This is a genomic window from Vibrio sp. 10N.261.55.A7, assembly GCF_002877365.1.
Taxonomy (GTDB): Bacteria; Pseudomonadota; Gammaproteobacteria; order Enterobacterales; family Vibrionaceae; genus Vibrio.
On sequence record NZ_MCWZ01000331.1, the window covers coordinates 1 to 23,326 of the forward strand.

Genomic DNA, 23,326 nt, shown 5'->3' on the forward strand with positions numbered 1-23,326 from the left:
TGACCACGACAAGCATGATCATGATAGCCATAACCACGACAAGCATGATGGGCACGATCATTCGGGTGGACACGGTGAATTTACCGTTGAGTATCACTTCCACTGTGACGACATCGCGAAACTTCAATCCATCTCTACTGACTGGTTCTCGACATTTAAAGGAACAGAGTCGATCAGCGTTAACTTGCTGACAGATAAAGCACAATCTGCAACAAAGCTAACACCAACAAGTACTACAGTATCTTTCTAACCTGATTAGCTAGGGCAACATCATTGCCCTAGCTAACCAATTGACTGGAATTAGAGATGGATAAAACTATCGCTGAACGCACGCAATCCGTTGTCGACATCACCAATTTACGCTTTGCCTGGCCCAACGCTAGCCAAGATATATTGAACATCCCCAAACTTTCTATTCAAGAGGGCGAGCATGTATTCATTAAGGGCCCAAGTGGCTGTGGTAAATCAACCCTATTGGGGCTACTCACAGGCATCAACCAAGTCCAGCATGGCGTTGTGGATGTATTAGCGACTGAAATTAAGTCTTTGAGTTCAAGTGCTCGAGATAAGTTTCGGGCGGATAATATTGGGTATATCTTCCAGCAGTTTAACCTCTTGCCCTATCTCAGTGTTATAGAAAATGTCATTTTACCGTGCCAATTCTCTTCGTTACGTAAAAGTCATTTAACGCAGTCGCCGCAGAAAGAAGCAGAAGAATTGCTTATGCGCCTGCATTTACCACAAGAGTTGCTAAATAAGCCTGTCGTTGAGCTCAGTATCGGCCAACAGCAACGCGTCGCAGCCGCTAGAGCCTTAATCGGATCGCCTAAACTTATCATCGCAGACGAACCCACCTCTGCACTCGATCATGACAATAGAAGCGCGTTTATAGAGCTTCTCATGGAACAGGCCAACATTGCGCGATCCACGCTTGTGTTTGTCAGCCATGATCCAACACTGGAAGGTTTGTTTGATCGCTCAATCAATTTAAAGCAACTTAATAAAGCAGGTACAAACTAATGACTGCTATTACTAGTCTTGCATGGAAAAGTGTACGTAACCGAAAAGCTACAGCCATTCTCACCATTTTAACCGTTGCGATCTCTGTCATATTGCTGATGGGCGTTGAGCGAATTCGAACTCAAGCAAAAAGCAGTTTCGCTAACACTATATCGGGAACCGACTTAATCGTTGGGGGTCGTTCTGGTCAAGTAAACCTATTATTGTACTCCGTATTTAGAATTGGTAACGCCACCAACAACATTGACTGGAAGAGCTATCAAGAGTTTAGTCAGCACCCTGCTGTCGATTGGGCAATTCCTATATCCTTAGGGGACTCTCATCGAGGGTTTCGCGTGATGGGTACTAATGGTCGCTACTTTGAGCATTACAAATACGGAAGTAAGCAACCACTTACATTCAGTGCAGGCGTTCCATTTGGTGGCTTGTTTGAAACCGTTATCGGTTCTGATGTCGCTAAACAACTGGATTACCAAGTCGGCAGCGAGATCATCATTGCACACGGTATTGGCGATGTTGGTTTTAGTCGTCACGACAACCTTCCCTTCAAAGTTGTCGGTATTCTCGCGCCAACAGGCACACCCGTCGATAAAACGGTGCACGTTTCTTTAGAAGCGATAGAAGCGATTCATGTTGGTTGGGAAAGCGGCGCCAATTTAGGTAACAACCCGTCTGCCGATCAACTGTTGCAAACCCAATTTCAGCCACAGCAAATCACCGCAATGATGCTGGGGCTAAAGTCTAAAATCCAGACTTTCGCACTGCAACGCCAGATCAATACTTATCCCCAAGAGCCACTCAGTGCCATAATGCCTGGGATTGCACTCCATGAACTCTGGGGAATGATGTCAGTTGCAGAGCAAGCCTTAATGGCTGTCTCGATTTTTGTTGTCATTGCAGGTTTACTTGGAATGCTAAGTAGCCTTTTGACCAGTTTACAAGAACGAAGACGTGAAATGGCCATTCTCAGAGCAATGGGCGCAAGGCCAAGACATGTCTTTGCATTGCTCATCAGCGAAGCAAGTGCATTAACGTTTGTCGGCATACTCGTTGGTGTGAGTGGATTGTATTTAGCTTTAGCGATTGGACAACCGATAATTCAGCAACAATATGGCATAACAGTTACAATGAGTGCCATTACGGCCTATGAATGGATTCTGTTAGGATGTGTGCAACTCGCCGGTATCATCATCGGCTTTATTCCAGCCCTAAGAGCATACAGACAATCTCTTAGTGATGGCATGACAATCAGAATATAGGGTATGAAATGAACAAGGTATTCTTATCCGCAATGCTCGCTTTTTCGGTATTGCTACCCAACATCAACCAAGCTATTGCCTCTGAAGACGTCGTCATAGAAGATGCGATGAAATTGGATTGGATTGATTTGATTCCAGAGAACGAGCGAAATCAATTTGACAGTAGCGGTATGCCCGCACTGGATCACTCTGGCGGTACGATGGAACAATCGATGGTCGGTTCTGTTCGTCAGGAACTCAATAACAGTTTAGTGAAGATCCCAGGCTTCGTTATTCCACTTGAAGGAGACAATGAGACCGTCACTGAGTTTCTATTGGTTCCATATTTCGGTGCGTGTATCCACGTTCCACCACCGCCACCAAACCAAATTGTTTATGTTAAGTTTCCAGAAGGCGCACCTATTCAACAGCTATGGGATGTTGTATATGTAATAGGAACGTTAAAAACAGAAACAGTGAGCCATTCACTGGCGGAAACAGGTTACTTCCTTGAGGGAGTAGCGCTAGCAGATTACGACGACATGTAATCACCGAACCTGAGCAGAAACCTGTCAATCCTCTACCCTATACAAGTAAGCTGGATAAATATCCTAGAATAGCGATGTATAACAGTAAGAGTAGGGCGATTGATAGGTGCTTCTTGAATTTATTCTCTTTAATTTCTTTCATAAGCCCTCGCAATCAATGATAACAACTTTAACAAATTGTTATCATTTTTGATAGTCTCATTTTTTGCTGTTCTTTTCGTCTTTATCTAGCCGTTAAAGCGATAACACGTTACATTTTAAAGAGTTGTAAAAAGGCTCTGTGAGATGAGGGACACCCATGGCAAGTGATAACAAACCCGTCGTTATTGAACACGAATCAACAGATAACAAAAAAAAACAACAAGAAAAGAAATCAAGCTACATTAAAGACAGCGCAAGTTGCGTGCTAAATATAGCCCAGACTTACGGCTTAGATGCATTGCTGCAAGCTGAGCCTTCTGATAAAACGCCCCTTGATAGAGCGCTTCAACGAGAGCGACAACGCCACGAACTGCGCCAAAAGAACCTCGAACAGATCCTAAAAGCCACCCATTCCTCATGCCGAGATGAAACGGCAGGAAAACCAGATAGCGACTGGTTGTATCGATATTTCGATATGGCTCAGGAAATCCACAACCCTGCTATGCAGCGTTTATGGGCTCAAGTTCTTAAAAGAGAAGTCACCAACCCTGGTTCGACATCAATGAAGGCACTAAAAGTGCTACAAGACATGAGCCCTAAAGAAGCTCAAATACTCCAAAAAGCCGCCTCTTTAGCATGCAGCTTTGGGACCGATAATAGTCGGAAACTATTAGTCGGCTTTAAGGCTCGAAATGGTATTTTTAGTTTTGGGAAGCGGGATACGACATCAGCAGTCAACACTGGCAACTTTAAACTTCCGTACTCCAACTTATTAGTGTTAATAGAGTTAGGTTTACTGCATGGTACAGAACTCGAGTCTGGCGAGATAGAAATGGATCCCCCACTGCCATTGAACTATCAAGGAAAAAACCTCTCATTACAGCCACAATCAAAAGGGATTCGATTGCTGTATTATCGATTTAGCCCGACAGGAAACGAGCTATGTAAGTTGTTGGGGAATAAACCAAATGCTCAGTATTACGACCAAGTGATCGCACTACTGAGTCAGAAATTCAATGTTCATACCGAAGTAAAAAGCACGGTACACCACACCGTTTAGTTCGCCTGAATAATGCCTTGCGATCTTAATTCGTTTAGGCATTGTTCTACAAGTTCATCAATAGAGAACTGCCCTGTTAATAAGTCAATTTCAGGGTTAATGGGCGCTTCATAGGCTGAATCAATACCGGTAAAATTCGCAATCTCCCCTGCACGAGCTCTCTTGTAAAGCCCTTTCGGATCTCGCTGCTCACACACATCCAGTGGTGCATTAACAAAAACCTCCAAGAATTCACCATCCGGTAGCATCTCTCGAACCAGTTGACGTTCAGAGCGATGAGGTGAAATAAAGGCTGATAACACGATCAAACCTGCATCCGCCATCAGTTTAGATAGCTCACCAATTCTTCGAATGTTCTCTCGTCTGTCTTGCTCTGAAAAGCCAAGATCACTGCATAATCCATGGCGAACATTATCGCCATCTAGCAGGTAAGTGTGATAGCCCAATTCAGCCAGTTTATTTTCGAGCGCACCAGCAACGGTAGATTTACCGGCACCAGATAGGCCTGTGAACCATAAAACGGATGGCTTTTGCTGCTTTATCTTTGCACGATACTCTTTATCGATAACGTGTTGGTGCCACACTACATTTTCATCTTTTTCTGGCGTCAACGTGGTCATATTAAATACCTCAAACTACTCACTCTAATAACTAGAGTCTATAAATCAAAATGGGAAGAAAATAGGGATCAAGCTCAATACCAGTACTGAATACACTATCGAGATAGGCACGCCTATTTTCATATAGTCGGTCAGCTTATAGTTACCTACGCTATACACGAGTAGGTTGGTCTGATAGCCATAGGGGGAAATAAAACTCGCACTTGCACCAAAGAGAACCGCCATAATAAATGGCATAGGATCAACGTTATAGCCCAAAGCCATACTGTAACCAATGGGAAAAGCGAGCGCCGCCGCCGCATTGTTCGTCACCAGCTCCGTCAAGATGAGCGTCATTAGATAAACGGCTACTAATGCACCAAATACGCCCCAGCCATTAAAGGCGGTGATGAACATCTCCCCCATTCTTACTGAGAGCCCAGAAGAGAGCATCAACTGAGCAATAGAGAGTGCTGAACCCACAATGACGACAATATCGATGGGGAAACGACGACGAAGTTCATTTATCTGTACAACACGAAATGAAAGCATCGCCAATAGGTAGACTAATAGGCCTTTAATAATTGGGACCAAATCAAGCAGAGCGAGTCCTATCACGAGGGCAAAGCCTAGTAATACAAAACTCGATTTATTGGCATCAAGCTTAGCACTGGAGTCCAAATCATTAATCAGTACAAACTCACGACGGTGTGCTCGTCTTTCAGATTCGAACCGCTTGCCTGGTACAAGGACTAAAGTATCTCCCGCGGTTAATACGATATTACCCAATCCGCCTTCTAAGCGTTCGTGCCCGCGTCTGATTGCCACCACTACGGCATCAAATCGATCCCTAAAATGACTCGATTTCAGCGTTTTATTACAAAAACTCGCAGAGGAGCTAACAACCGCCTCAACAAATCCCTGACCATTAAGGTGATGCTGGCCAAACAGCGTTAAACCCTGAATCTCTTGTAAAGTGGCAACGCTTTCTATATCGCCACAAAACAACAACCTATCCTTCGCTTGAAGTATAAAATCAGGTTCAACAGAAGGTACACTGACACCGTCTCTAATGACTTCAGCGAGGAAGAGCTTACGCAATGCTCTCAGGTTATTTTCGCTAATACTTTTGTCAACAAGTGGCGAACCCGGCTCAACGATCGCTTCTAAGAAGTACGGAAGATCATCTTGTGCATGATCATCATAGTTGGGCAGTAAATAGCTAAGCGGGATTAGAATCAACACACCACCAACCAAAACGGATAAACCAATCAAAGTCGGGGTGAAAAAAGTCAGACTTGGCAGACCTACATCTTCAACAAAACTATTAATGATGAGGTTAGTCGACGTACCAATAAGGGTGAGTGTCCCGCCCAAGATGGCAGCGTAAGAAAGAGGGATCAAAAGCTTAGAAGGTGCATGCTTTTGGTTACGCTTAATTGCGCCGATAAGAGAGACAACAACAGCAGTATTATTCGTAAATGAAGATAAAAGTGCCGTAGAAATGCCAAGCTTGGCAACCACTGTTCCTAAACGACCCTCAGAGATGTTACGACTCACCCAGCTGATGAGTCGTGTTTTCTCAAGAGCACAAGACGCGAGAATCAACAAAACCAATGTTAATAAGGACGAATTAGTGAAATTAGTCGCTATCGATTTCAACTCTATGGTGCCTGCCATAAAAGCCAAAAATGCAGCGCCAGCAAAAATGATACTTGGCTTAATTCGCGTGACTAACAAGCACGTGATGATGCCAAGCAGCATCGCCATGACCAATCCTTGCTCCCACATAATTCATCCTTAATTATGATAGTGATCACTCACTTCATACTGTTATAAACAGCTTAACTCGAGTACTTTCTACTTAAGTAACTGGCTAAGGTCTTTCGCATCCCAGTGTGGGAAGTGCTTACGAACCAAAGCATTAAGCTCAATCTCAAACGCAGAGATATTCCCTACTTGCTGTTCTACCTGAGCTAAACTTTCACGAACAAGACCAGCACCAACAGTAACGTTAGTTAGCCTATCAATAATGATAAATCCGCCCGTGTCCGTACAATCTTGATAACCATCAACAGCCACAGACTCAGTTAGTGTCCACTCACAAGAACCAATTCCGTTCAATGGAAGCTCTGCCGAAGAGAAAGTTGAAAGATTATTGATGTCATATTGATAACGAATAGCCTCAACACGCCCTACTGTTTTCTTACCAGCAACCTTGATGTCGTATTCACGGCCAGGTTGAAGCGGTTGTTCCGTCATCCAAACCACATCGGCTGCTAGGTGATTGGTTGATTCCACCTGAGCCTCATTCAGTACAATGAGATCACCACGGCTGATATCAATCTCATCCTCAAGCGTCAGTGTTACCGCGAGACCCGCTTGCGCTTCTTCTAGATCACCATCAAATGTCACAATACGTGCAACTTTAGACGATTTACCAGAAGGCAATGCTTTCACTTCATCACCCACTTTCACCGAGCCAGATGCGATTGTGCCAGCAAAGCCGCGGAAATCGAGATTTGGTCGATTAACATACTGCACAGGGAATCTAAATTCGCCTTCAAGCTTACTACGATCAATATCGACGGTTTCGAGTAGGTGAAGCAATGTCGGACCTTCAAACCAAGTCAGCTCTTTGCTTTTCGAGGCTACATTTTCACCTTCTAATGCTGAAAGTGGCACGATCTGGATATCTGTATCACCCTGCAAGTTCTCTGCAAACGAAAGGTACTCATCTCGAATCGCTTCAAATGTTTCTTGGGAGTAATCAACCAAATCCATTTTATTAACAGCAACGATGAAGTGTTTAATGCCAATTAGATTTGAGATGAAAGAGTGACGACGAGTTTGATCCAATACACCCTTACGAGCGTCGATCAGAATGATGGCTACGTCACAGGTTGATGCACCGGTCGCCATGTTACGCGTGTACTGCTCATGCCCAGGCGTATCGGCAATAATGAACTTACGCTTCTGAGTAGAGAAATAACGGTACGCTACATCAATAGTAATGCCTTGCTCACGTTCAGCCTGTAAGCCGTCTACAAGCAATGCTAGATCCGGCTTCTCGCCCGTAGTACCAACGCGTTGGCTATCGTTATGTACCGCAGCTAACTGGTCTTCATAAATTTGGTGAGTGTCATGCAATAAGCGACCTATCAAGGTGCTTTTTCCATCATCTACTGAACCACAAGTGAGGAACCTAAGTAATGATTTATGCTGATGTTGGTTTAGGTAACCTTCAATACCAAGCTCGGCAACCTGAGCTTCTATTACATTGTTCATATTCTGTCCTTAGATCCTTAGAAATAACCTTGTCGCTTCTTCAATTCCATCGATCCTGACTGATCGTGGTCGATCGCTCGCCCTTGGCGCTCGCTTGAGGTTGCCACTAGCATTTCTTCGATAATACCTGGCAAAGTGTTCGCTTTAGATTCAACAGCACCAGTGAGTGGGTAACAGCCTAAAGTACGAAAACGAACATATTTCTCTTCAATTTTCTCGCCTTCTTGTAGCTCTAAGCGATCATCGTCAGCCATGATTAACATGCCATCACGCTCTACGACTGGGCGTTTATCCGCAAGATAAAGTGGAACAATGTCAATGTTTTCAAGGTAGATGTACTGCCAGATGTCAAGCTCTGTCCAGTTTGATAGAGGGAATACACGAATACTCTCGCCCTTGTTCACCTGACCGTTATAAGTCTTCCAAAGCTCTGGGCGCTGGTTTTTTGGATCCCATGTATGATTTTTGTCTCTAAAAGAGTAAACACGTTCTTTCGCACGAGATTTCTCTTCATCACGGCGAGCACCACCAAATGCGGCATCAAAACCATACTTATTTAAGGCTTGCTTAAGGCCTTGAGTTTTCATGATATCGGTATGCTTTGATGAGCCATGCACAAATGGACTACAACCCATCGCCATTCCTTCTGGGTTTTTATGAACCAGAAGATCAAAACCATACTTTTCAGCCACTTGGTCACGAAACTCAATCATCTCGCGAAACTTCCAATCGGTGTCGACGTGCAACAATGGAAATGGAATCTTACCTGGGTAAAAAGCTTTACGTGCAAGGTGCAGCATGACTGAAGAGTCTTTACCAATCGAGTACATCATGACTGGGTTATCAAACTCAGCAGCGACCTCTCGAATAATATGAATACTCTCAGCTTCAAGTTGCTTCAAGTGGGTTAAGCGTTGTTGATCCATATCTATTTTCCTTGTAAGCCTTTAGGCTTAATTTTGTCCCTAAATCTATGGTCAGGATTATATTGAGTTGGCAATAGCACTATTGTTGAATTGAGTATTAGAAAAGAGCCAATCTAACTTTTGAGACAACATAGCCACATCACAAACTGTATCGATATCACTCTGTATGTTTAGGCAGCTGTTCGAGAGCTGTGAACATTGGGGATGCGATTATTTATGGTCATAGATGTACATTGAGACAGGCATCAATTTGAGGCATGCCATAGTGATACATCCACACTGTGTATGACTGCATTATGACCGCCTCTGTTTATTACTTGAAATTCTAAAAGTTCATTTTTTATAACTTAATATAATAACCAAGATATTATTCCAATTTTTCAACTCATTAAGATATGAACAATACTTTTACATTAGTGAGATCTTGTTGGCAGTTATTTAACCCACAGAGAAGTAAGGTCACACTTTAATTGTTCTGTAACATGTTGTTTCAGCGTTTTTTGCTACATTTATCATGGATATTCTAGTTCCCCTTACGGAGTAAAAAATGAAAATGGCAGTGACCCCCCTTTCTATGGCTGTTCTTGGCGGTATGCTGATGATGGCAGGCCCAGTCATGGCTGATACGATCAAGCTGCGTATCATTGAGACAACCGACATTCATACCAACGTGATGGATTATGACTATTACAAAGATGCACCATCACAAAAAATTGGCCTTGCTCGCACCGCAACACTGGTGAAGCAGGCACAACAAGAAGTGAGCAACAGTGTTCTTGTTGATAATGGAGACTTGATTCAGGGCAGCCCAATGGGTGACTACATGGCTGCGAAGGGGATAGAGGCTGGCGAAATTCACCCTGTTTATAAAGCAATGAACCAGCTTAATTATGATGTGGGTAACATTGGTAACCACGAATTCAACTACGGTTTAGAATTTCTAGCGACCACTCTTGATGGTGCGAACTTCCCATATGTTAGCGCCAATGTATTTGATAAAAAGACAGGGGAACATTATTTTAAACCCTATCTCATTAAAACTCATAACTTCAAAGATGTAGACGGTCAGTCACATGAAATTAAAGTAGGCTACATCGGGTTCGTACCACCTCAGATTATGGTATGGGATAAAAACAATTTAGAGGGAAAAGTGTTCGCCAAAGACATCAAGAAGATGGCTGAAAAACTTGTCCCACAAATGAAAAAAGAGGGCGCAGATGTTATCGTGGCTATCCCTCACTCAGGTGTCTCTTCTGACCCTTATAAACTCGGAGCAGAAAACTCCACTTACTACCTATCAGAGGTAGATGGGATAGACGCCATTGCATTTGGTCACTCACACGCTGTCTTCCCGGGCAGAGGCTTCGATAACATTCAAGGTGTTGACAACGAGAAAGGCAGTATTAATGGTGTCACCGCTGTAATGCCAGGCCGTTGGGGCAGCCACGTTGGTGTCATGGACCTCGTCCTTAAGCAACAAAATGGAAACTGGGGGGTTGTGGAAGGACAGTCAGAAGCGCGCCCTATCTATAGCAAAGAAGATAAAAAATCATTAGCGGAAGCAGACTCTGGCATTGTCGATGCTTTAAAAGAGGATCACAAAGGTACTCGGGATTTTGTTAATCAGCCTATAGGTAAAGCTAATGATGTAATGTATAGCTTCTTGTCTTTGGTTCAAGATGACCCTACCGTACAAATTGTTAACCTTGCTCAAAAAGACTACGTGGAACGCTTTATTCAAGGAGATCCTGATCTAGATGGCATTCCTGTTCTTTCTGCAGCTGCACCGTTCAAAGCCGGTGGGCGAAAAAATGACCCAGCAAACTTTACGGAAGTAGAGTCTGGTCAATTAACCTTCCGTAACGCTGCTGACCTTTACCTATACCCTAATACTTTGGTTGCACTAAAAGTAACGGGACGTGAAGTGAAGGAATGGCTAGAATGTTCGGCGGGTCAATTCAACCATATTGATGCAACAACATCTGCGCCTCAGTCTCTCATCGATTGGGATGGATTCCGTACTTACAACTTCGATGTAATGGACGGTGTTGAGTACAAGATAGATGTTACTATCGCGCCTAAATACGATGGTAATTGCAAAGTCATCAATGCGGGTGCACAACGTATTGTTGATCTTACTTACCAAGGTAAGGCGATTAACATGAATCAAACCTTCATCATCGCGACCAATAACTACCGAGCGTTTAGTAACAAATTCCCAGGAACTGGCGATGACTATATTGCATTTGAAGCGCCCGATGAAAACCGCACTGTTGTTGCGAATTACATCTCTCGCGTCAGTCAAGAGAAAGGCGAAGTGACCCCAAGCGCCGACAACAATTGGGCGTTTGCACCAATCAAGTCAGATCAAAACCTTGATATCCGCTTTGAAACATCACCGAGCGATAAAGCCGCTCAATTCATAAAAGACAAAGGGCAGTATCCTATGGAGAAAGTGGCCATGGATGACGTCGGATTCGCAGTCTATAAGATTGACCTACAAAAATAGCGCAGAGTTCGTTAGAGTATCAAGCCGTAGCTCCTTGCTACGGCTTTTTTATGGAGGAAACATGACGGAAAGATTTGTAGCCTATTTAGAAGAGAGTGGTTTTTCACCCTGCGATATTAAGGCGCTTATCGAGTCGTCTTCTCTACTTGAATTGCCGACTCGTCATATCTTGGTCAACCAAGGTGCTCATGCTGAAGGCATCTATTTCGTTGTAGAGGGAATTTGTCACGCCAGTTACCTAACCGAAAAAGGTAAAGAGTTCAGCAAAGAGTTTTATTGGGAGCAAGACTGGATGATTGGTTTTGAGAGTGTCATTAAAAACCAACCTTCTCCTTACTTACTAGAAACGTTAACAGAAACGAATCTTATCTACCTGCCTCTGAATACTCTGCACAAATGGCGAGAAGAAAAGCACTCTATCTATCTCACGCTACTTGAAGCACAGCTCATGTACAAAGAGAATAAAGAGCGATTCATGCTGCTGTTTACGCCTCAAGAACGATACGAACTCTTTTGTCAGCGTTACCCTGACTTACACAATAGACTTAATGATTATCAAATAGCCGCTTACTTGGGTATCACCGCAATTAGCTTGAGTCGCATAAAAAATCGTACCGTAAATTAACAATTGTTAATGCCCTTATGGCTTTGTCAGCGCTATAGTACGCTTTCCATCCAAGCACGGAATAGAGTTCAATGAGTCGTATACAATGGTTATGCCTTCCTTTCAATCAACTCACAACCCTTCAGCTTTATCAGTTGTTGAAACTTCGAGTCGACGTCTTCGTTGTAGAGCAAAACTGCCCTTATCCTGAGCTGGATAATAAAGATATACAGGATGACGTCTATCATCTCCTTGGATATTCTAAGCAAGACTTAGTCGCTTGCGCTCGGCTATTGCCTGTAGGTATAAGCTACTCAGAGGTCAGTATTGGGCGTATTGCAACGTCAGAAATGGCAAGAGGGAATGGTTTAGGAAACAACTTACTTTCAGAGGCGTTAACCCAAACCCAATCTTTGTGGCCAGATCAATCCATTACGATAGGAGCTCAACAGCACCTTTTCCGGTTTTACCAAGCCCATGGTTTTGAACAAATATCCGAGATGTATCTAGAAGACGGCATCCCGCACATCGATATGACGTTAATAAAATAATATGTATAAACCATCGCCAAAATCGCTAGGGATTATACTGCTGATTTTAGGGAATCTTGCGGCTTCTCTCTCTGACGTGGCCGTTAAGTTACTCGATGGTGGAATCTCACCTTTTCAGTACATTTTCCTACGTCAATTTTTTTCACTGATCATATTGATTCCGTTTTGGTTAAAATTAACAAAATCCCAGCAGTCACTCTCTAACCCGATATTAACCTCAGCCCGATCCACTCTGATTCTATTCGGTAGTGGCTGTATGATGGTGGCTGTTACACACTTACCATTGGCGACCGCAAATGCAATATTCTATGCCGCGCCTTTACTGATGCTTCCGCTATCGATATGGCTACTAAAAGAGAAACCCAATAAAGAGAAAGCGATGGCAACAATAATTGGCTTTGTTGGCGTACTCATAGTATTACGACCGTCCGAATTTCACTGGGCAGCACTATTTGCACTTGGGACAGCAGTCACTTTAGCGCTATTTAATATATTGGTTAGAAAAATCCCAAGAGAACAAACGGTAGTGACGACGTTAATGTGGACCACACTATTCTCATTACCGATCTCTGGAATTCTTGCGTGGGTATTTTGGATGCCTATTCATATAGAAGAACTGATCTGGGTCGGCGTGAGTTCAGCACTGATATTGGCGTATAACGGTCTTGCAGTCATAGCCTACAAAAAAACAGAAGCCTACCATATTGCGATTGCGGAATACTCAGGGCTGGTTTTTGTCACGTTATTTGGAATATGGTGGTTTTCAGAGGTGCCTACTGTGCTAACTCTCATCGGAATACTTCTAATCGTACTCCCTTTACTGCCACTAAAGAAACTCATACAACGTTAATTCTATCTAGGCTTTTAGTTAGGACGCTACTTGCTGCGACCAAAGCCTCCATCAGATAAGCGGAAAAACATCACTGAGTCTTTACTTTTCTCCAACTGAAGTATGTCTAATTTTCCGTCAGTAGCGAGTTTATAGCGCACCAGCTGCCCCTGTTTTATGCGACTGAGCGGCTTATCGTTGCCTTCAACGAGAACCAATGCATTAAGATCTGCCATCGGCAGTCCATTCGTCCGAAAAACCTTAGCAAGAGTATCGCCGGTTTGAACTGTATACTCACTCCAATCTTCCGATTTGACTGAAGGCAACTTAAGTTCAGATTGCTCACTAAGCCCCTGCGTATTGATAGCAATCTCGACACGTTGGTTAGGAGCAGTTTCTGTAACCTCGGCCTCTGAGTCAGAAGCGCCACTTGGTAGTATCAACAGAATCACCACAAGAGGAAAAACAATCATCAAAGCACGTTGATGCAACCTTGGTAATTGGTTCCAAAGTAAAATCGCTTGCTGCTTATATTTCTGCCCATCGAATTTCTTTAATCGTGTCACTGCTAACTCAAAGTAATCGGTTTTCTGTGGCTTCTTTTTACGGCGATTCATCTAGCATCCATCTCCCAAACTGAGTAACCATAGTATAAAAATCAGTGGTGATTGAGTATATATTATTTGTACAACCAACGTCATTCAGCAGTGAATTCTTACAAATATTATCCTGATGTAAGATAAAGCTCACATTGTGCTTGTTAACAATATAGGTTTCTCCGAACCCGTTTAAACCTGAATCGTTAACTGGTATCCTGTACGCCTTAAATTTCTCTAACATAAGAGTGACATTAATGTCTGACGTAAAATTAGAAACTGTAGAACAAAAAGCAAGCTACGGTATTGGTCTACAAATGGGTCAACAACTTGCAGGTTCTGGTCTTGAAGGCTTAAACGTTGATGCTATCGCGGCTGGTATTGCGACGGCTCTAACTGGTGATATGCCAGCTATCGAGATTGATGAGATCAACAACGCGCTTCAAGAACTGCACACTCGCGCAGAATCTGCACGTGCTGAAGTTGCAAAAGCAGCATCTGCTGATAGTGAAGCATTCTTAGCTGACAATGCGCTACGTTCAGAAGTAACGGTACTTGAGTCTGGTCTACAGTACGAGATCCTAACTGAAGGTACTGGTGAAGTTCCGAATTCAGACAAGCAAGTTCGTGTTCACTACCACGGTGAACTAACAGACGGCACTGTATTTGACAGCTCTGTTTCACGTGGCGAACCAGCAGAATTCCCAGTAACTGGCGTAATCAAAGGCTGGGTTGAAGCTCTTCAACTAATGCCTGTAGGTTCTAAATGGAAATTATACATTCCTCAAGACCTTGCATACGGTGAGCGTGGCGCAGGTGCTGCAATCCCACCATTTGCTGCTCTAGTATTTGAAGTAGAACTTCTAGCGATTCTTTAATCGATTGTTCTTCAAAAACTAAACAAGTTTTGAAAATTATAAAGGTTAGCGAATGCTAGCCTTTTTTGTATCTGTTCAAACTTTATCAATCGCTTCATACGCTGTTGCTAAATAGCAGGCACAAAAAAGCCGAGCTATTGCTCGGCTTTTTAAGTTCAATCGAACTCTTACTCAGCTGCTTCTTCTGCTACTGGGCGATCTACAAGCTCAATGTAAGCCATTGGAGCTTTATCACCAGTACGGAAACCAGCTTTTAGGATACGAGTGTAACCGCCTTGACGGGCAGCAAAACGTGGACCTAGTTCGTTAAACAGTTTTGCAACTACTTCGTTATCACGAGTACGTGCAAATGCTAAGCGACGGTTAGCAACGCTATCCGTTTTAGCTAGCGTAATCAAAGGCTCAACGACGCGACGAAGCTCTTTTGCTTTAGGCAATGTAGTCTTGATAACTTCATGACTAACTAGAGAGCATGCCATATTGCTGAACATCGCTTTACGATGTGAGCTGTTGCGGTTGAGTTGACGACCACTCTTACGATGGCGCATGACCTAATCCTTCTAACTAATATCGATTAATCTTCAGCGATAGACGCTGGCGGCCAATTTTCTAGGCGCATGCCCAGAGAAAGACCACGTGATGCAAGTACGTCTTTAATCTCTGTAAGAGATTTCTTACCAAGGTTTGGCGTTTTAAGTAGCTCAACCTCAGTACGCTGTACAAGATCACCGATGTAGTGAATCGCTTCTGCTTTCAAACAGTTAGCAGAGCGAACTGTTAGTTCAAGATCGTCTACAGGACGCAGTAGGATAGGATCGAATTCTGGCTTCTCTTCCTTCTCCTCAGGAACACGTACATCACGAAGATCTACGAATGCATCCAGTTGTTCAGCTAAAATAGTAGCTGCACGACGGATTGCTTCCTCAGGTTCAAGAGTACCGTTCGTTTCCATATCGATAACAAGCTTGTCTAAGTCAGTACGTTGTTCTACACGTGCTGCATCTACAGAGTAGGCAATTTTGTCTACTGGGCTGTAAGTTGCATCAACAAGTAAACGACCGATTGGACGCTCATCTTCTTCAGTATGGATACGAGCGGAAGCTGGAACGTAACCACGACCACGTTCAACTTTGATACGCATAGCGATCTCAGCATTGTCATCCGTAAGGTGACAAATAACGTGTTCAGGGTTTACGACCTCTACATCACCATCATGGGTGATGTCACCTGCAACCACAGGGCCTGAGCCTGATTTGTTCAGTGTAATAAACACTTCATCTTTGCCTTCGGCAACGCGAACAGCTAGACCTTTCAGGTTAAGAAGAATCTCAAGGATATCTTCTTGTACACCTTCTTTGGTGCTGTATTCGTGTAATACGCCTTCAATCTCAACTTCTGTTACAGCACAACCTGGCATAGAAGATAGAAGAATGCGGCGAAGAGCATTACCCAGAGTATGACCGAAACCACGCTCTAACGGCTCAAGAGTTACTTTTGCGTGTGTCGTGTTGATCTGTTCGATGTCAACAAGACGTGGCTTAAGAAATTCTGTTACAGAACCCTGCATTGTGTCCTCTCTTTAGTTTAAACCTTACTTAGAGTAAAGCTCGACGATCAATTGTTCGTTGATGTCAGCTGATAGATCAGAACGCTCAGGCATACGCTTGAATGTACCTTCCATTGTGCCAGCATCTACTTCAATCCAAGTTGGTTTCTCACGTTGACCTGCAACTTCTAGAGCAGCAGTTACACGAGCTTGCTTTTTAGCTTTCTCGCGAATTGAAACAACGTCGTTAGCCGAAACTTTGAATGAAGGAACGTTTACAACGTTACCGTTAACTAGGATAGCTTTGTGGCTAACTAGTTGACGAGATTCAGCACGAGTAGCGCCAAAGCCCATACGGTAAACAACGTTATCAAGACGACCTTCTAGAAGCTGAAGTAGGTTTGCACCTGTGTTGCCTTTAAGGCGAGCAGCTTCTTTGTAGTAGTTACGGAATTGTTTTTCTAGAACGCCGTAGATACGACGAACTTTTTGCTTCTCACGAAGCTGAACGCCATACTCAGACAGACGACCGCGACGAGCGCCGTGTACACCTGGTGCGTTATCAATTTTACACTTGGTATCGATCGCACGGACACCAGACTTAAGAAATAAGTCAGTACCTTCGCGACGGCTAAGCTTAAGCTTAGGACCCAAATATCTAGCCATGATTCTTCTCCAATATTCCTAAAAACGAAACTTAAACGCGACGTTTCTTAGGTGGACGACAACCGTTATGAGGGATTGGTGTCGCATCAACGATATTCGTAATGCGGTAACCAGCAGCGTTCAGTGCGCGAACAGTAGATTCACGACCTGGACCTGGACCCTTAACCATAACTTCCAAGTTCTTAAGACCGTATTCTTTTGCCATTTCGGCACAACGTTCAGCAGCAACTTGTGCAGCGAACGGAGTAGATTTACGAGAACCGCGGAAACCAGAACCACCAGCAGTAGCCCAAGCAAGAGCATTGCCTTGGCGATCTGTGATAGTTACGATTGTATTATTAAAAGAAGCATGGATGTGCGCTACGCCATCAGCTACTTGCTTGCGTACGCGCTTACGAGCGCGAGTTGGTTGTTTTGCCATTGTACTCTACCTTATCCGACTATTTCTTGATCGGCTTGCGCGGACCCTTACGGGTGCGAGCGTTGGTTTTAGTACGCTGTCCACGTAGTGGTAGACTGCGACGATGACGAAGACCGCGGTAACAGCCAAGGTCCATAAGACGCTTGATGTTCATCGATACTTCACGACGTAGATCACCTTCTACAGTGTACTTAGCTACACCATCACGCAGTTGATCGATCTGTTCTTCAGTTAGTTCACTGATCTTAACATCTTCAGCAATACCCGCTTCAGCTAGAATAGCTTGAGAACGAGTTTTACCGATGCCGAAAATTGCTGTTAAAGCAATTACAGCGTGTTTTTGATCAGGAATGTTAATGCCTGCTATACGGGCCACTATTCACTCCTAGTACTTTAATAAAGAATTATCCGCAGCAGAGCCCGTGAGGATACGCTGCGGCATACTACTTCTTTTGCACGCAAAAGGTAGGCCGAGGAATATACTCGACGCTACCTAATTTTACAAGTAAAAAATTCTGCTAATTAGCCTTGGCGTTGTTTATGCTTTGGCTCACTGCAAATCACGCGAACGACACCGTTACGCTTGATAACTTTACAGTTACGGCAGATTTTTTTAACGGAAGCACGAACTTTCATTGCTAAACTCCGTAAATGAAATCTTCAGTCTAAAGTCGTATTAACGACCGTAGCCCTTCAGATTTGCTTTCTTCAACACAGAATCATACTGTTGTGACATCAGATGAGTCTGTACTTGTGCCATAAAGTCCATGATAACAACAACTACAATAAGTAGTGATGTACCGCCGAAGTAGAAACGTACGTTCCACGCGACCATCATGAACTCAGGAATCAGACAGATAAAGGTAATATATAGAGCACCCGCTAGGGTTAATCTAGTCATAACTTTATCAATGTATTTCGCTGTCTGCTCACCTGGGCGGATACCGGGTACGAATGCACCAGACTTCTTCAAATTATCTGCTGTTTCACGCGGATTGAAAACCAACGCCGTGTAAAAGAAACAGAAGAAAATTATCGCTGCTGCATAAAGCATTACGTACAAAGGTTGACCTGGACTAAGAGCCAAAGACACATCAGTTAACCAACCGAATGCGCTGCTCTCGCCATTTTGACCAAACCATTGTGCTAATGTTCCTGGGAACAAAATGATGCTTGATGCAAAGATTGCTGGTATTACACCTGCCATATTAATCTTAAGTGGCAAGTGAGAGCTTTGTGCTGCAAAAACTTTACGACCTTGTTGACGCTTTGCATAGTTAACGACGATACGACGTTGACCACGCTCCATGAAAACTACGAAGTAAATAACAGCAAAAGACAATACTGCAATCAACAAAAGAAGAAGTACGTGCAATTCACCTTGACGCGCTTGCTCAATTGTTTGTCCGATTGCCGAAGGCAACCCAGCAACAATACCTGCAAATATTAGTAACGAGATACCATTACCAATTCCACGCTCAGTAATTTGTTCACCTAACCACATTAAGAACATGGTGCCGGTTACTAAACTTACGGTAGCAATTAGCGTAAACATGGTTTGGTTGATAACAACCAGATTATCGACCATGTTTGGTAGGCCAGTTGCAATACCTATGCCTTGGAATGTTGCAAGTACAAGCGTGCCATAACGCGTATATTGGCTTATCTTACGACGGCCTGCTTCACCCTCTTTCTTGAGTTCGGCTAACGCTGGATGAACTACAGTTAGCAATTGGACAACAATAGATGCCGAAATATACGGCATGATGCCCAACGCTAATATAGATGCACGCTCAAGAGCACCACCGGAGAACATGTTAAACATTTCAACGATGGTACCTTTTTGCTGATCGAACAAATCGGCAAGTACAGCTGCGTCAATACCAGGAATCGGCACAAAAGAGCCGGCTCGGAATACTAAAAGTGCACCAATTACGAATAATAAGCGCGACTTCAGTTCACTTAAGCCGCTCTGAGCACTACGAAAATCTTGTCCTGGTTTCTTAGCCATCTGTACCTCGTTCCTCGAGATTATTCCTCGATTTTACCGCCTGCAGCTTCGATTGCAGCTTTAGCGCCTTTAGTCACGCGTAGACCTTTAACAGTTACCGCTTTACCAATTTCACCAGAAAGAACGATTTTTGCAAATTCGATGTTCTTAGTGATGACGTTAGCAGCTTTAAGGCTGTTAAGATCAACAACGTCACCAGTTACTTTCGCTAGCTCAGCTAGACGAACTTCAGCAGACACTAGGCTCTTGCGAGAAGTGAAACCGAATTTTGGTAGACGTTGTTTCAAAGGCATTTGACCGCCTTCAAAACCTGGACGAACAGAGCCGCCAGAACGTGACTTTTGACCTTTGTGACCACGGCCACCTGTTTTACCAAGGCCAGAACCGATACCACGACCTAAACGCTTCTTAGAAGGTTTAGAACCCGCAGCCGGTGATAGAGTATTCAAACGCATTCTGATTACTCCTCAATCTTAACCATGTAGTAAACCTTGTTGATCATACCGCGAATGCACGGAGTATCTTCAAGTTCTACTGTATGGTTGATGCGACGAAGGCCTAAACCTTTTAAGCATGCTTTATGCTTAGGTAGACGACCAATTGAGCTTTTAGTTTGAGTTACTTTAATAGTTGCCATTGTGTTCTACTCCGAAATACTTTCAACAGTTAGACCACGCTTAGCAGCAACCATTTCTGGCGACTTAACATCTACTAGACCAGCAACAGTTGCGCGAACAACGTTGATTGGGTTTGTAGAACCGTACGCTTTCGCAAGTACGTTGTGTACACCAGCAACTTCAAGTACTGCACGCATTGCACCACCGGCGATAACACCAGTACCTTCTGCTGCAGGTTGCATGTAAACTTTAGAGCCCGAGTGACGACCTTTCACCGCGTGGTGAAGAGTGCCTTCGTTAAGTGCGATAGTAACCATGTTACGACGCGCTTTTTCCATTGCTTTTTGAATCGCAGCAGGTACTTCACGAGCTTTGCCGTAACCGAAACCAATGCGACCATTACCGTCACCAACTACTGTTAGTGCAGTGAAGCTCATGATTCGACCACCTTTAACCGTTTTAGAAACACGGTTAACTGCGATCAATTTTTCTTGCAAATCATTCGCTTGTTGTTGTTCTTTAGCCATCTTCCAACCCTACCTTAGAATTTCAGACCAGCTTCGCGAGCAGATTCTGCTAGCGCCGCTACTCGACCGTGGTATTGGAAACCAGAACGATCAAATGCAACTGAAGCTACGCCTTTTTCAATAGCGCGCTCTGCAATAGCTTTACCTACTGCTTGTGCTGCATCGATGTTACCAGTGTTCTTAATTTGCTCACGGACCGCTTTTTCTACAGTAGACGCTGCAGCAATAACTTCAGAGCCATTAGACGCGATAACCTGAGCGTACACGTGACGAGGAGTACGGTGTATTACTAGGCGAGTTGCACCCAGTTCTGCAATCTTACGACGTGCGCGTGTAGCACGACGGATGCGAGATGCTTTCTTATCCATAGTGTTACCTTACTTCTTCTTAGCTTCTTTAGTACGCACGATTTCATCGGCGTAACGAACACCCTTACCTTTATAAGGTTCAGGTTCACGATAAGAACGAATATCCGCTGCAACTTGACCAACTAATTGCTTATCGCAACCAGTAATAACGATCTCAGTTTGGCTAGGACATTCAGCCTTAATACCTTCCGGAAGAGCATGCTCTACTGGATGGGAGAAGCCAAGGGTTAGGCCTACAGCATTGCCTTTCATAGCAGCACGGTAACCTACACCTTTAAGAGTTAGCTTCTTAGTGAAGCCTACAGTAACACCAACAACCATGTTGTTAACGAGTGCACGAGCAGTACCTGCTTGTGCCCAAGCGTTAGAAACACCTTCGCGTGGACCGAAAGTTAGGTTGTTTTCTTCCTGTGCGATAACTACAGCGTTGTTTAGAACGCGAGTTAGCTCACCCTTACCACCTTTTACAGTGATCTCTTGGCCATTTAGTTTCACCTCTACGCCAGCTGGAATAGCGACAGGTGCTTTAGCAACACGAGACATAGTCTACTCCTATTAAGCGACGTAACAGATGATTTCACCACCAAGACCGGCTTTACGAGCAGCACGATCGGTCATAAGACCTTTGGAAGTGGAAACAACAGCAATACCAAGTCCACCCATCACTGACGGAAGCGAGTCTTTATTCTTGTAGACGCGCAGGCCAGGACGTGAAACACGTTGGATTTGCTCAATTACTGGTTTAGCTTGGAAGTACTTAAGCGTAACTTCTAGCTCTGGTTTTGATTCGCTGTTTACAGCGAAGTCAGCGACGTAACCTTCAGCTTTTAGTAGTGCAGCAATTGCAACTTTAAGCTTTGAAGAAGGCATTTTAACAGCAACTTTATTTGCTGCCTGACCGTTACGTACTCGGGTCAGCATATCCGAAATCGGATCTTGCATGCTCATATGATTTACTCCAAATGATTAAGTAGCAATTACCAGCTAGCCTTACGAAGTCCAGGAATCTCGCCTTTCATGCAAGCTTCACGAACTTTAATACGGCTTAGACCGAACTTACGCAGGTAACCGTGTGGACGACCAGTTTGGTTGCAACGGTTGCGCTGACGAGATGCACTTGAATCACGTGGAAGAGCCTGCAGTTTTAGAACTGCGTTCCAACGATCTTCTTCTGATGCGTTTACATCGCTAATGATAACTTTTAGCGCAGAACGCTTTTCAGCGAATTGTGCTACTAGTTTTGCACGTTTAGCTTCACGTGCTTTCATTGATTGTTTAGCCATAACAGTAACCCTTCACCTTACTTACGGAATGGGAAGTTAAATGCAGTTAGCAGAGCGCGCCCTTCCTCATCGGATTTAGCAGAAGTCGTGATAGTAATATCAAGACCACGTACTCGATCTACTTTATCGTAGTCGATTTCCGGGAAGATGATTTGCTCGCGAACGCCCATGCTGTAGTTACCGCGTCCGTCAAAAGACTTAGCGCTAACACCACGGAAGTCACGTACACGCGGAAGAGCAATTGAGATTAAACGCTCAAGAAACTCCCACATACGTTCGCCACGTAAGGTTACTTTACAACCAATTGGGTAGCCTTCACGAATTTTGAAACCTGCAACAGATTTACGCGCTTTAGTGATAAGTGGCTTTTGACCAGAGATCGTTGCCATATCAGCAGCTGCGTTTTCCAGCAGTTTCTTATCGTTGATTGCTTCACCAACGCCCATGTTTAGGGTGATTTTCTCAATCCTAGGGACTTGCATGACGCTTGAGTAGCTGAACTCTTTGGTCAGTTCAGCGACTACAGACGACTTGTAGTAATCATGCAGTTTCGCCATAGTAGAACTCCAAATTACATTCTAATTAGTTAGAAACGGTTTCGCCGTTAGACTTGAAGAAACGAACTTTCTTGCCATCTTCGATACGGAATCCGATACGGTCTGCTTTACCAGTAGCCGCGTTAAAGACTGCAACGTTAGAAGCATCAATAGCTGCTTCTTGTTCAACGATGCCACCTTGTTGACCTAGAGCCGGTACAGGCTTTTGGTGTTTTTTAACAAGGTTGATACCTTCAACGATCAGTTTACCAGTAACCAAAACCTTAGTTACTTTACCTTTCTTGCCTTTATCTTTACCAGCAAGAACGATTACTTCGTCATTACGACGGATTTTAGCTGCCATGTTGCCGCTCCTTACAGAACTTCTGGTGCAAGTGACACAATTTTCATGAATTTCGCATTACGAAGTTCACGAGTCACAGGACCAAAGATACGTGTGCCGACTGGTTGCTCAGTAGTGTCGTTCAACAATACACAAGCATTTCCGTCGAAGCGAATGACAGAACCGTCTGGACGACGAACGCCTTTACGAGTGCGCACGAC

General features: G+C 43.9%; 32 protein-coding genes. 10 read left to right on the plus strand and 22 right to left on the minus strand.

Features of this window, described 5'->3' with window-relative positions:
- The 5 genes from BCU12_RS21405 to BCU12_RS21425 all read left to right on the plus strand — a co-directional run.
- On the plus strand, positions 1–250 hold a 250-nt coding region (locus tag BCU12_RS21405), incomplete at its 5' end, for a DUF2796 domain-containing protein (protein WP_133153909.1).
- A 56-nt stretch (positions 251–306) separates the two neighbouring features.
- Positions 307–1,020 carry an ABC transporter ATP-binding protein gene (locus BCU12_RS21410; protein WP_102406551.1) on the plus strand — a complete coding sequence of 238 codons (714 nt, stop codon included), beginning with the start codon at positions 307–309 and terminating at the stop codon, positions 1,018–1,020.
- On the plus strand, positions 1,020–2,279 hold the full coding sequence (locus tag BCU12_RS21415) for an ABC transporter permease (RefSeq protein ID WP_102406553.1): 1,260 nt from the start codon (positions 1,020–1,022) through the stop codon (positions 2,277–2,279). Before BCU12_RS21410 ends, BCU12_RS21415 begins: the two co-directional genes overlap by 1 nt.
- Before the next feature lie 8 nt (positions 2,280–2,287).
- Entirely contained in the window at positions 2,288–2,806 is a 519-nt protein-coding gene (locus BCU12_RS21420; protein WP_102406554.1) for a DUF3299 domain-containing protein, read from the plus strand.
- Positions 2,807–3,104: 298 nt separating this feature from the next.
- Positions 3,105–4,007: a TIGR03899 family protein gene (locus BCU12_RS21425; protein WP_102406556.1), complete on the plus strand. Its 903-nt coding sequence runs from the start codon at positions 3,105–3,107 to the stop codon at positions 4,005–4,007.
- Here BCU12_RS21425 and cysC read toward each other — a convergent pair.
- The 4 genes from cysC to cysD form a co-directional block, all read right to left on the minus strand.
- The gene (gene cysC, locus BCU12_RS21430; protein ID WP_102406557.1) at positions 4,004–4,627 is read right to left on the minus strand and encodes an adenylyl-sulfate kinase; all 624 of its coding nucleotides are present in this window, start codon (positions 4,625–4,627) and stop codon (positions 4,004–4,006) included. The genes BCU12_RS21425 and cysC overlap by 4 nt on opposite strands.
- A 45-nt stretch (positions 4,628–4,672) precedes the next feature.
- Positions 4,673–6,397 carry an SLC13 family permease gene (locus BCU12_RS21435; protein ID WP_102406559.1) on the minus strand — a complete coding sequence of 575 codons (1,725 nt, stop codon included), beginning with the start codon at positions 6,395–6,397 and terminating at the stop codon, positions 4,673–4,675.
- A 69-nt stretch (positions 6,398–6,466) separates the two neighbouring features.
- Positions 6,467–7,894: a sulfate adenylyltransferase subunit CysN gene (gene cysN / locus BCU12_RS21440; protein WP_102406561.1), complete on the minus strand. Its 1,428-nt coding sequence runs from the start codon at positions 7,892–7,894 to the stop codon at positions 6,467–6,469.
- A 17-nt stretch (positions 7,895–7,911) separates the two neighbouring features.
- Positions 7,912–8,820, minus strand: coding sequence for a sulfate adenylyltransferase subunit CysD (gene cysD, locus BCU12_RS21445; protein ID WP_102406563.1), 909 nt, complete (start codon positions 8,818–8,820; stop codon positions 7,912–7,914).
- A gap of 547 nt (positions 8,821–9,367) precedes the next feature.
- Between cysD and BCU12_RS21450 the strand changes: the two genes are divergently transcribed.
- The 4 genes from BCU12_RS21450 to BCU12_RS21465 all read left to right on the plus strand — a co-directional run bounded on the left by BCU12_RS21450 (position 9,368) and on the right by BCU12_RS21465 (position 13,334).
- Complete coding sequence (locus tag BCU12_RS21450; RefSeq protein ID WP_102406565.1) at positions 9,368–11,329, plus strand: bifunctional 2',3'-cyclic-nucleotide 2'-phosphodiesterase/3'-nucleotidase; 1,962 nt, start codon at positions 9,368–9,370, stop codon at positions 11,327–11,329.
- 61 nt (positions 11,330–11,390) lie between these two features.
- Positions 11,391–11,954, plus strand: a complete 564-nt coding sequence (locus BCU12_RS21455) for a Crp/Fnr family transcriptional regulator (protein WP_102406567.1) — start codon at positions 11,391–11,393, stop codon at positions 11,952–11,954.
- A gap of 71 nt (positions 11,955–12,025) precedes the next feature.
- Positions 12,026–12,484 carry a GNAT family N-acetyltransferase gene (locus tag BCU12_RS21460; RefSeq protein ID WP_102406569.1) on the plus strand — a complete coding sequence of 153 codons (459 nt, stop codon included), beginning with the start codon at positions 12,026–12,028 and terminating at the stop codon, positions 12,482–12,484.
- Between the two features lies 1 nt (position 12,485).
- Complete coding sequence (locus tag BCU12_RS21465; protein ID WP_102406571.1) at positions 12,486–13,334, plus strand: DMT family transporter; 849 nt, start codon at positions 12,486–12,488, stop codon at positions 13,332–13,334.
- Between the two features lie 26 nt (positions 13,335–13,360).
- Here BCU12_RS21465 and BCU12_RS21470 read toward each other — a convergent pair whose 3' ends face one another.
- Positions 13,361–13,930: a LysM-like peptidoglycan-binding domain-containing protein gene (locus tag BCU12_RS21470; protein WP_102406573.1), complete on the minus strand. Its 570-nt coding sequence runs from the start codon at positions 13,928–13,930 to the stop codon at positions 13,361–13,363.
- Between the two features lie 236 nt (positions 13,931–14,166).
- Between BCU12_RS21470 and BCU12_RS21480 the strand changes: the two genes are divergently transcribed.
- Positions 14,167–14,787, plus strand: coding sequence for an FKBP-type peptidyl-prolyl cis-trans isomerase (locus tag BCU12_RS21480; RefSeq protein WP_102406577.1), 621 nt, complete (start codon positions 14,167–14,169; stop codon positions 14,785–14,787).
- 167 nt (positions 14,788–14,954) lie between these two features.
- Here the strand turns inward: BCU12_RS21480 and rplQ are convergent, their stop codons facing one another.
- The 17 genes from rplQ to BCU12_RS21565 form a co-directional block, all read right to left on the minus strand.
- A complete protein-coding gene (rplQ, locus tag BCU12_RS21485) occupies positions 14,955–15,335 on the minus strand; it encodes a 50S ribosomal protein L17 (RefSeq protein ID WP_102406579.1) in 381 nt (126 codons plus the stop codon).
- Positions 15,336–15,361: 26 nt separating this feature from the next.
- The gene (gene rpoA, locus BCU12_RS21490) at positions 15,362–16,354 is read right to left on the minus strand and encodes a DNA-directed RNA polymerase subunit alpha (protein ID WP_102406581.1); all 993 of its coding nucleotides are present in this window, start codon (positions 16,352–16,354) and stop codon (positions 15,362–15,364) included.
- Positions 16,355–16,378: 24 nt separating this feature from the next.
- Positions 16,379–16,999 (minus strand): 30S ribosomal protein S4, encoded by a 621-nt coding sequence (gene rpsD, locus BCU12_RS21495; RefSeq protein WP_102406583.1) that lies wholly within the window; start codon positions 16,997–16,999, stop codon positions 16,379–16,381.
- Positions 17,000–17,030: 31 nt separating this feature from the next.
- Positions 17,031–17,420, minus strand: coding sequence for a 30S ribosomal protein S11 (gene rpsK / locus BCU12_RS21500; protein ID WP_005597095.1), 390 nt, complete (start codon positions 17,418–17,420; stop codon positions 17,031–17,033).
- 19 nt (positions 17,421–17,439) lie between these two features.
- Positions 17,440–17,796: a 30S ribosomal protein S13 gene (rpsM, locus tag BCU12_RS21505; protein ID WP_102406585.1), complete on the minus strand. Its 357-nt coding sequence runs from the start codon at positions 17,794–17,796 to the stop codon at positions 17,440–17,442.
- 146 nt (positions 17,797–17,942) lie between these two features.
- The gene (gene rpmJ, locus BCU12_RS21510) at positions 17,943–18,056 is read right to left on the minus strand and encodes a 50S ribosomal protein L36 (protein WP_000868186.1); all 114 of its coding nucleotides are present in this window, start codon (positions 18,054–18,056) and stop codon (positions 17,943–17,945) included.
- 40 nt (positions 18,057–18,096) lie between these two features.
- Positions 18,097–19,431 (minus strand): preprotein translocase subunit SecY, encoded by a 1,335-nt coding sequence (gene secY / locus BCU12_RS21515; protein ID WP_102406587.1) that lies wholly within the window; start codon positions 19,429–19,431, stop codon positions 18,097–18,099.
- Between the two features lie 20 nt (positions 19,432–19,451).
- Positions 19,452–19,886 (minus strand): 50S ribosomal protein L15, encoded by a 435-nt coding sequence (gene rplO, locus BCU12_RS21520; protein WP_102406589.1) that lies wholly within the window; start codon positions 19,884–19,886, stop codon positions 19,452–19,454.
- Positions 19,887–19,891: 5 nt separating this feature from the next.
- A complete protein-coding gene (gene rpmD / locus BCU12_RS21525) occupies positions 19,892–20,068 on the minus strand; it encodes a 50S ribosomal protein L30 (RefSeq protein WP_017076301.1) in 177 nt (58 codons plus the stop codon).
- A 6-nt stretch (positions 20,069–20,074) separates the two neighbouring features.
- Positions 20,075–20,575 carry a 30S ribosomal protein S5 gene (rpsE, locus tag BCU12_RS21530; protein WP_102406591.1) on the minus strand — a complete coding sequence of 167 codons (501 nt, stop codon included), beginning with the start codon at positions 20,573–20,575 and terminating at the stop codon, positions 20,075–20,077.
- Between the two features lie 14 nt (positions 20,576–20,589).
- Positions 20,590–20,943: a 50S ribosomal protein L18 gene (gene rplR / locus BCU12_RS21535; protein ID WP_102406593.1), complete on the minus strand. Its 354-nt coding sequence runs from the start codon at positions 20,941–20,943 to the stop codon at positions 20,590–20,592.
- Between the two features lie 9 nt (positions 20,944–20,952).
- Complete coding sequence (rplF, locus tag BCU12_RS21540) at positions 20,953–21,486, minus strand: 50S ribosomal protein L6 (protein WP_102406595.1); 534 nt, start codon at positions 21,484–21,486, stop codon at positions 20,953–20,955.
- Positions 21,487–21,498: 12 nt separating this feature from the next.
- On the minus strand, positions 21,499–21,891 hold the full coding sequence (gene rpsH / locus BCU12_RS21545; RefSeq protein WP_102406597.1) for a 30S ribosomal protein S8: 393 nt from the start codon (positions 21,889–21,891) through the stop codon (positions 21,499–21,501).
- 29 nt (positions 21,892–21,920) lie between these two features.
- Entirely contained in the window at positions 21,921–22,226 is a 306-nt protein-coding gene (rpsN, locus tag BCU12_RS21550; protein WP_102406599.1) for a 30S ribosomal protein S14, read from the minus strand.
- Positions 22,227–22,243: 17 nt separating this feature from the next.
- Positions 22,244–22,783: a 50S ribosomal protein L5 gene (rplE, locus tag BCU12_RS21555; protein ID WP_102406601.1), complete on the minus strand. Its 540-nt coding sequence runs from the start codon at positions 22,781–22,783 to the stop codon at positions 22,244–22,246.
- 25 nt (positions 22,784–22,808) lie between these two features.
- Positions 22,809–23,126 carry a 50S ribosomal protein L24 gene (rplX, locus tag BCU12_RS21560; protein ID WP_102406603.1) on the minus strand — a complete coding sequence of 106 codons (318 nt, stop codon included), beginning with the start codon at positions 23,124–23,126 and terminating at the stop codon, positions 22,809–22,811.
- A gap of 11 nt (positions 23,127–23,137) precedes the next feature.
- The coding region (locus BCU12_RS21565; protein ID WP_198599406.1) for an uL14 family ribosomal protein at positions 23,138–23,326 on the minus strand (189 nt) is incomplete at its 5' end.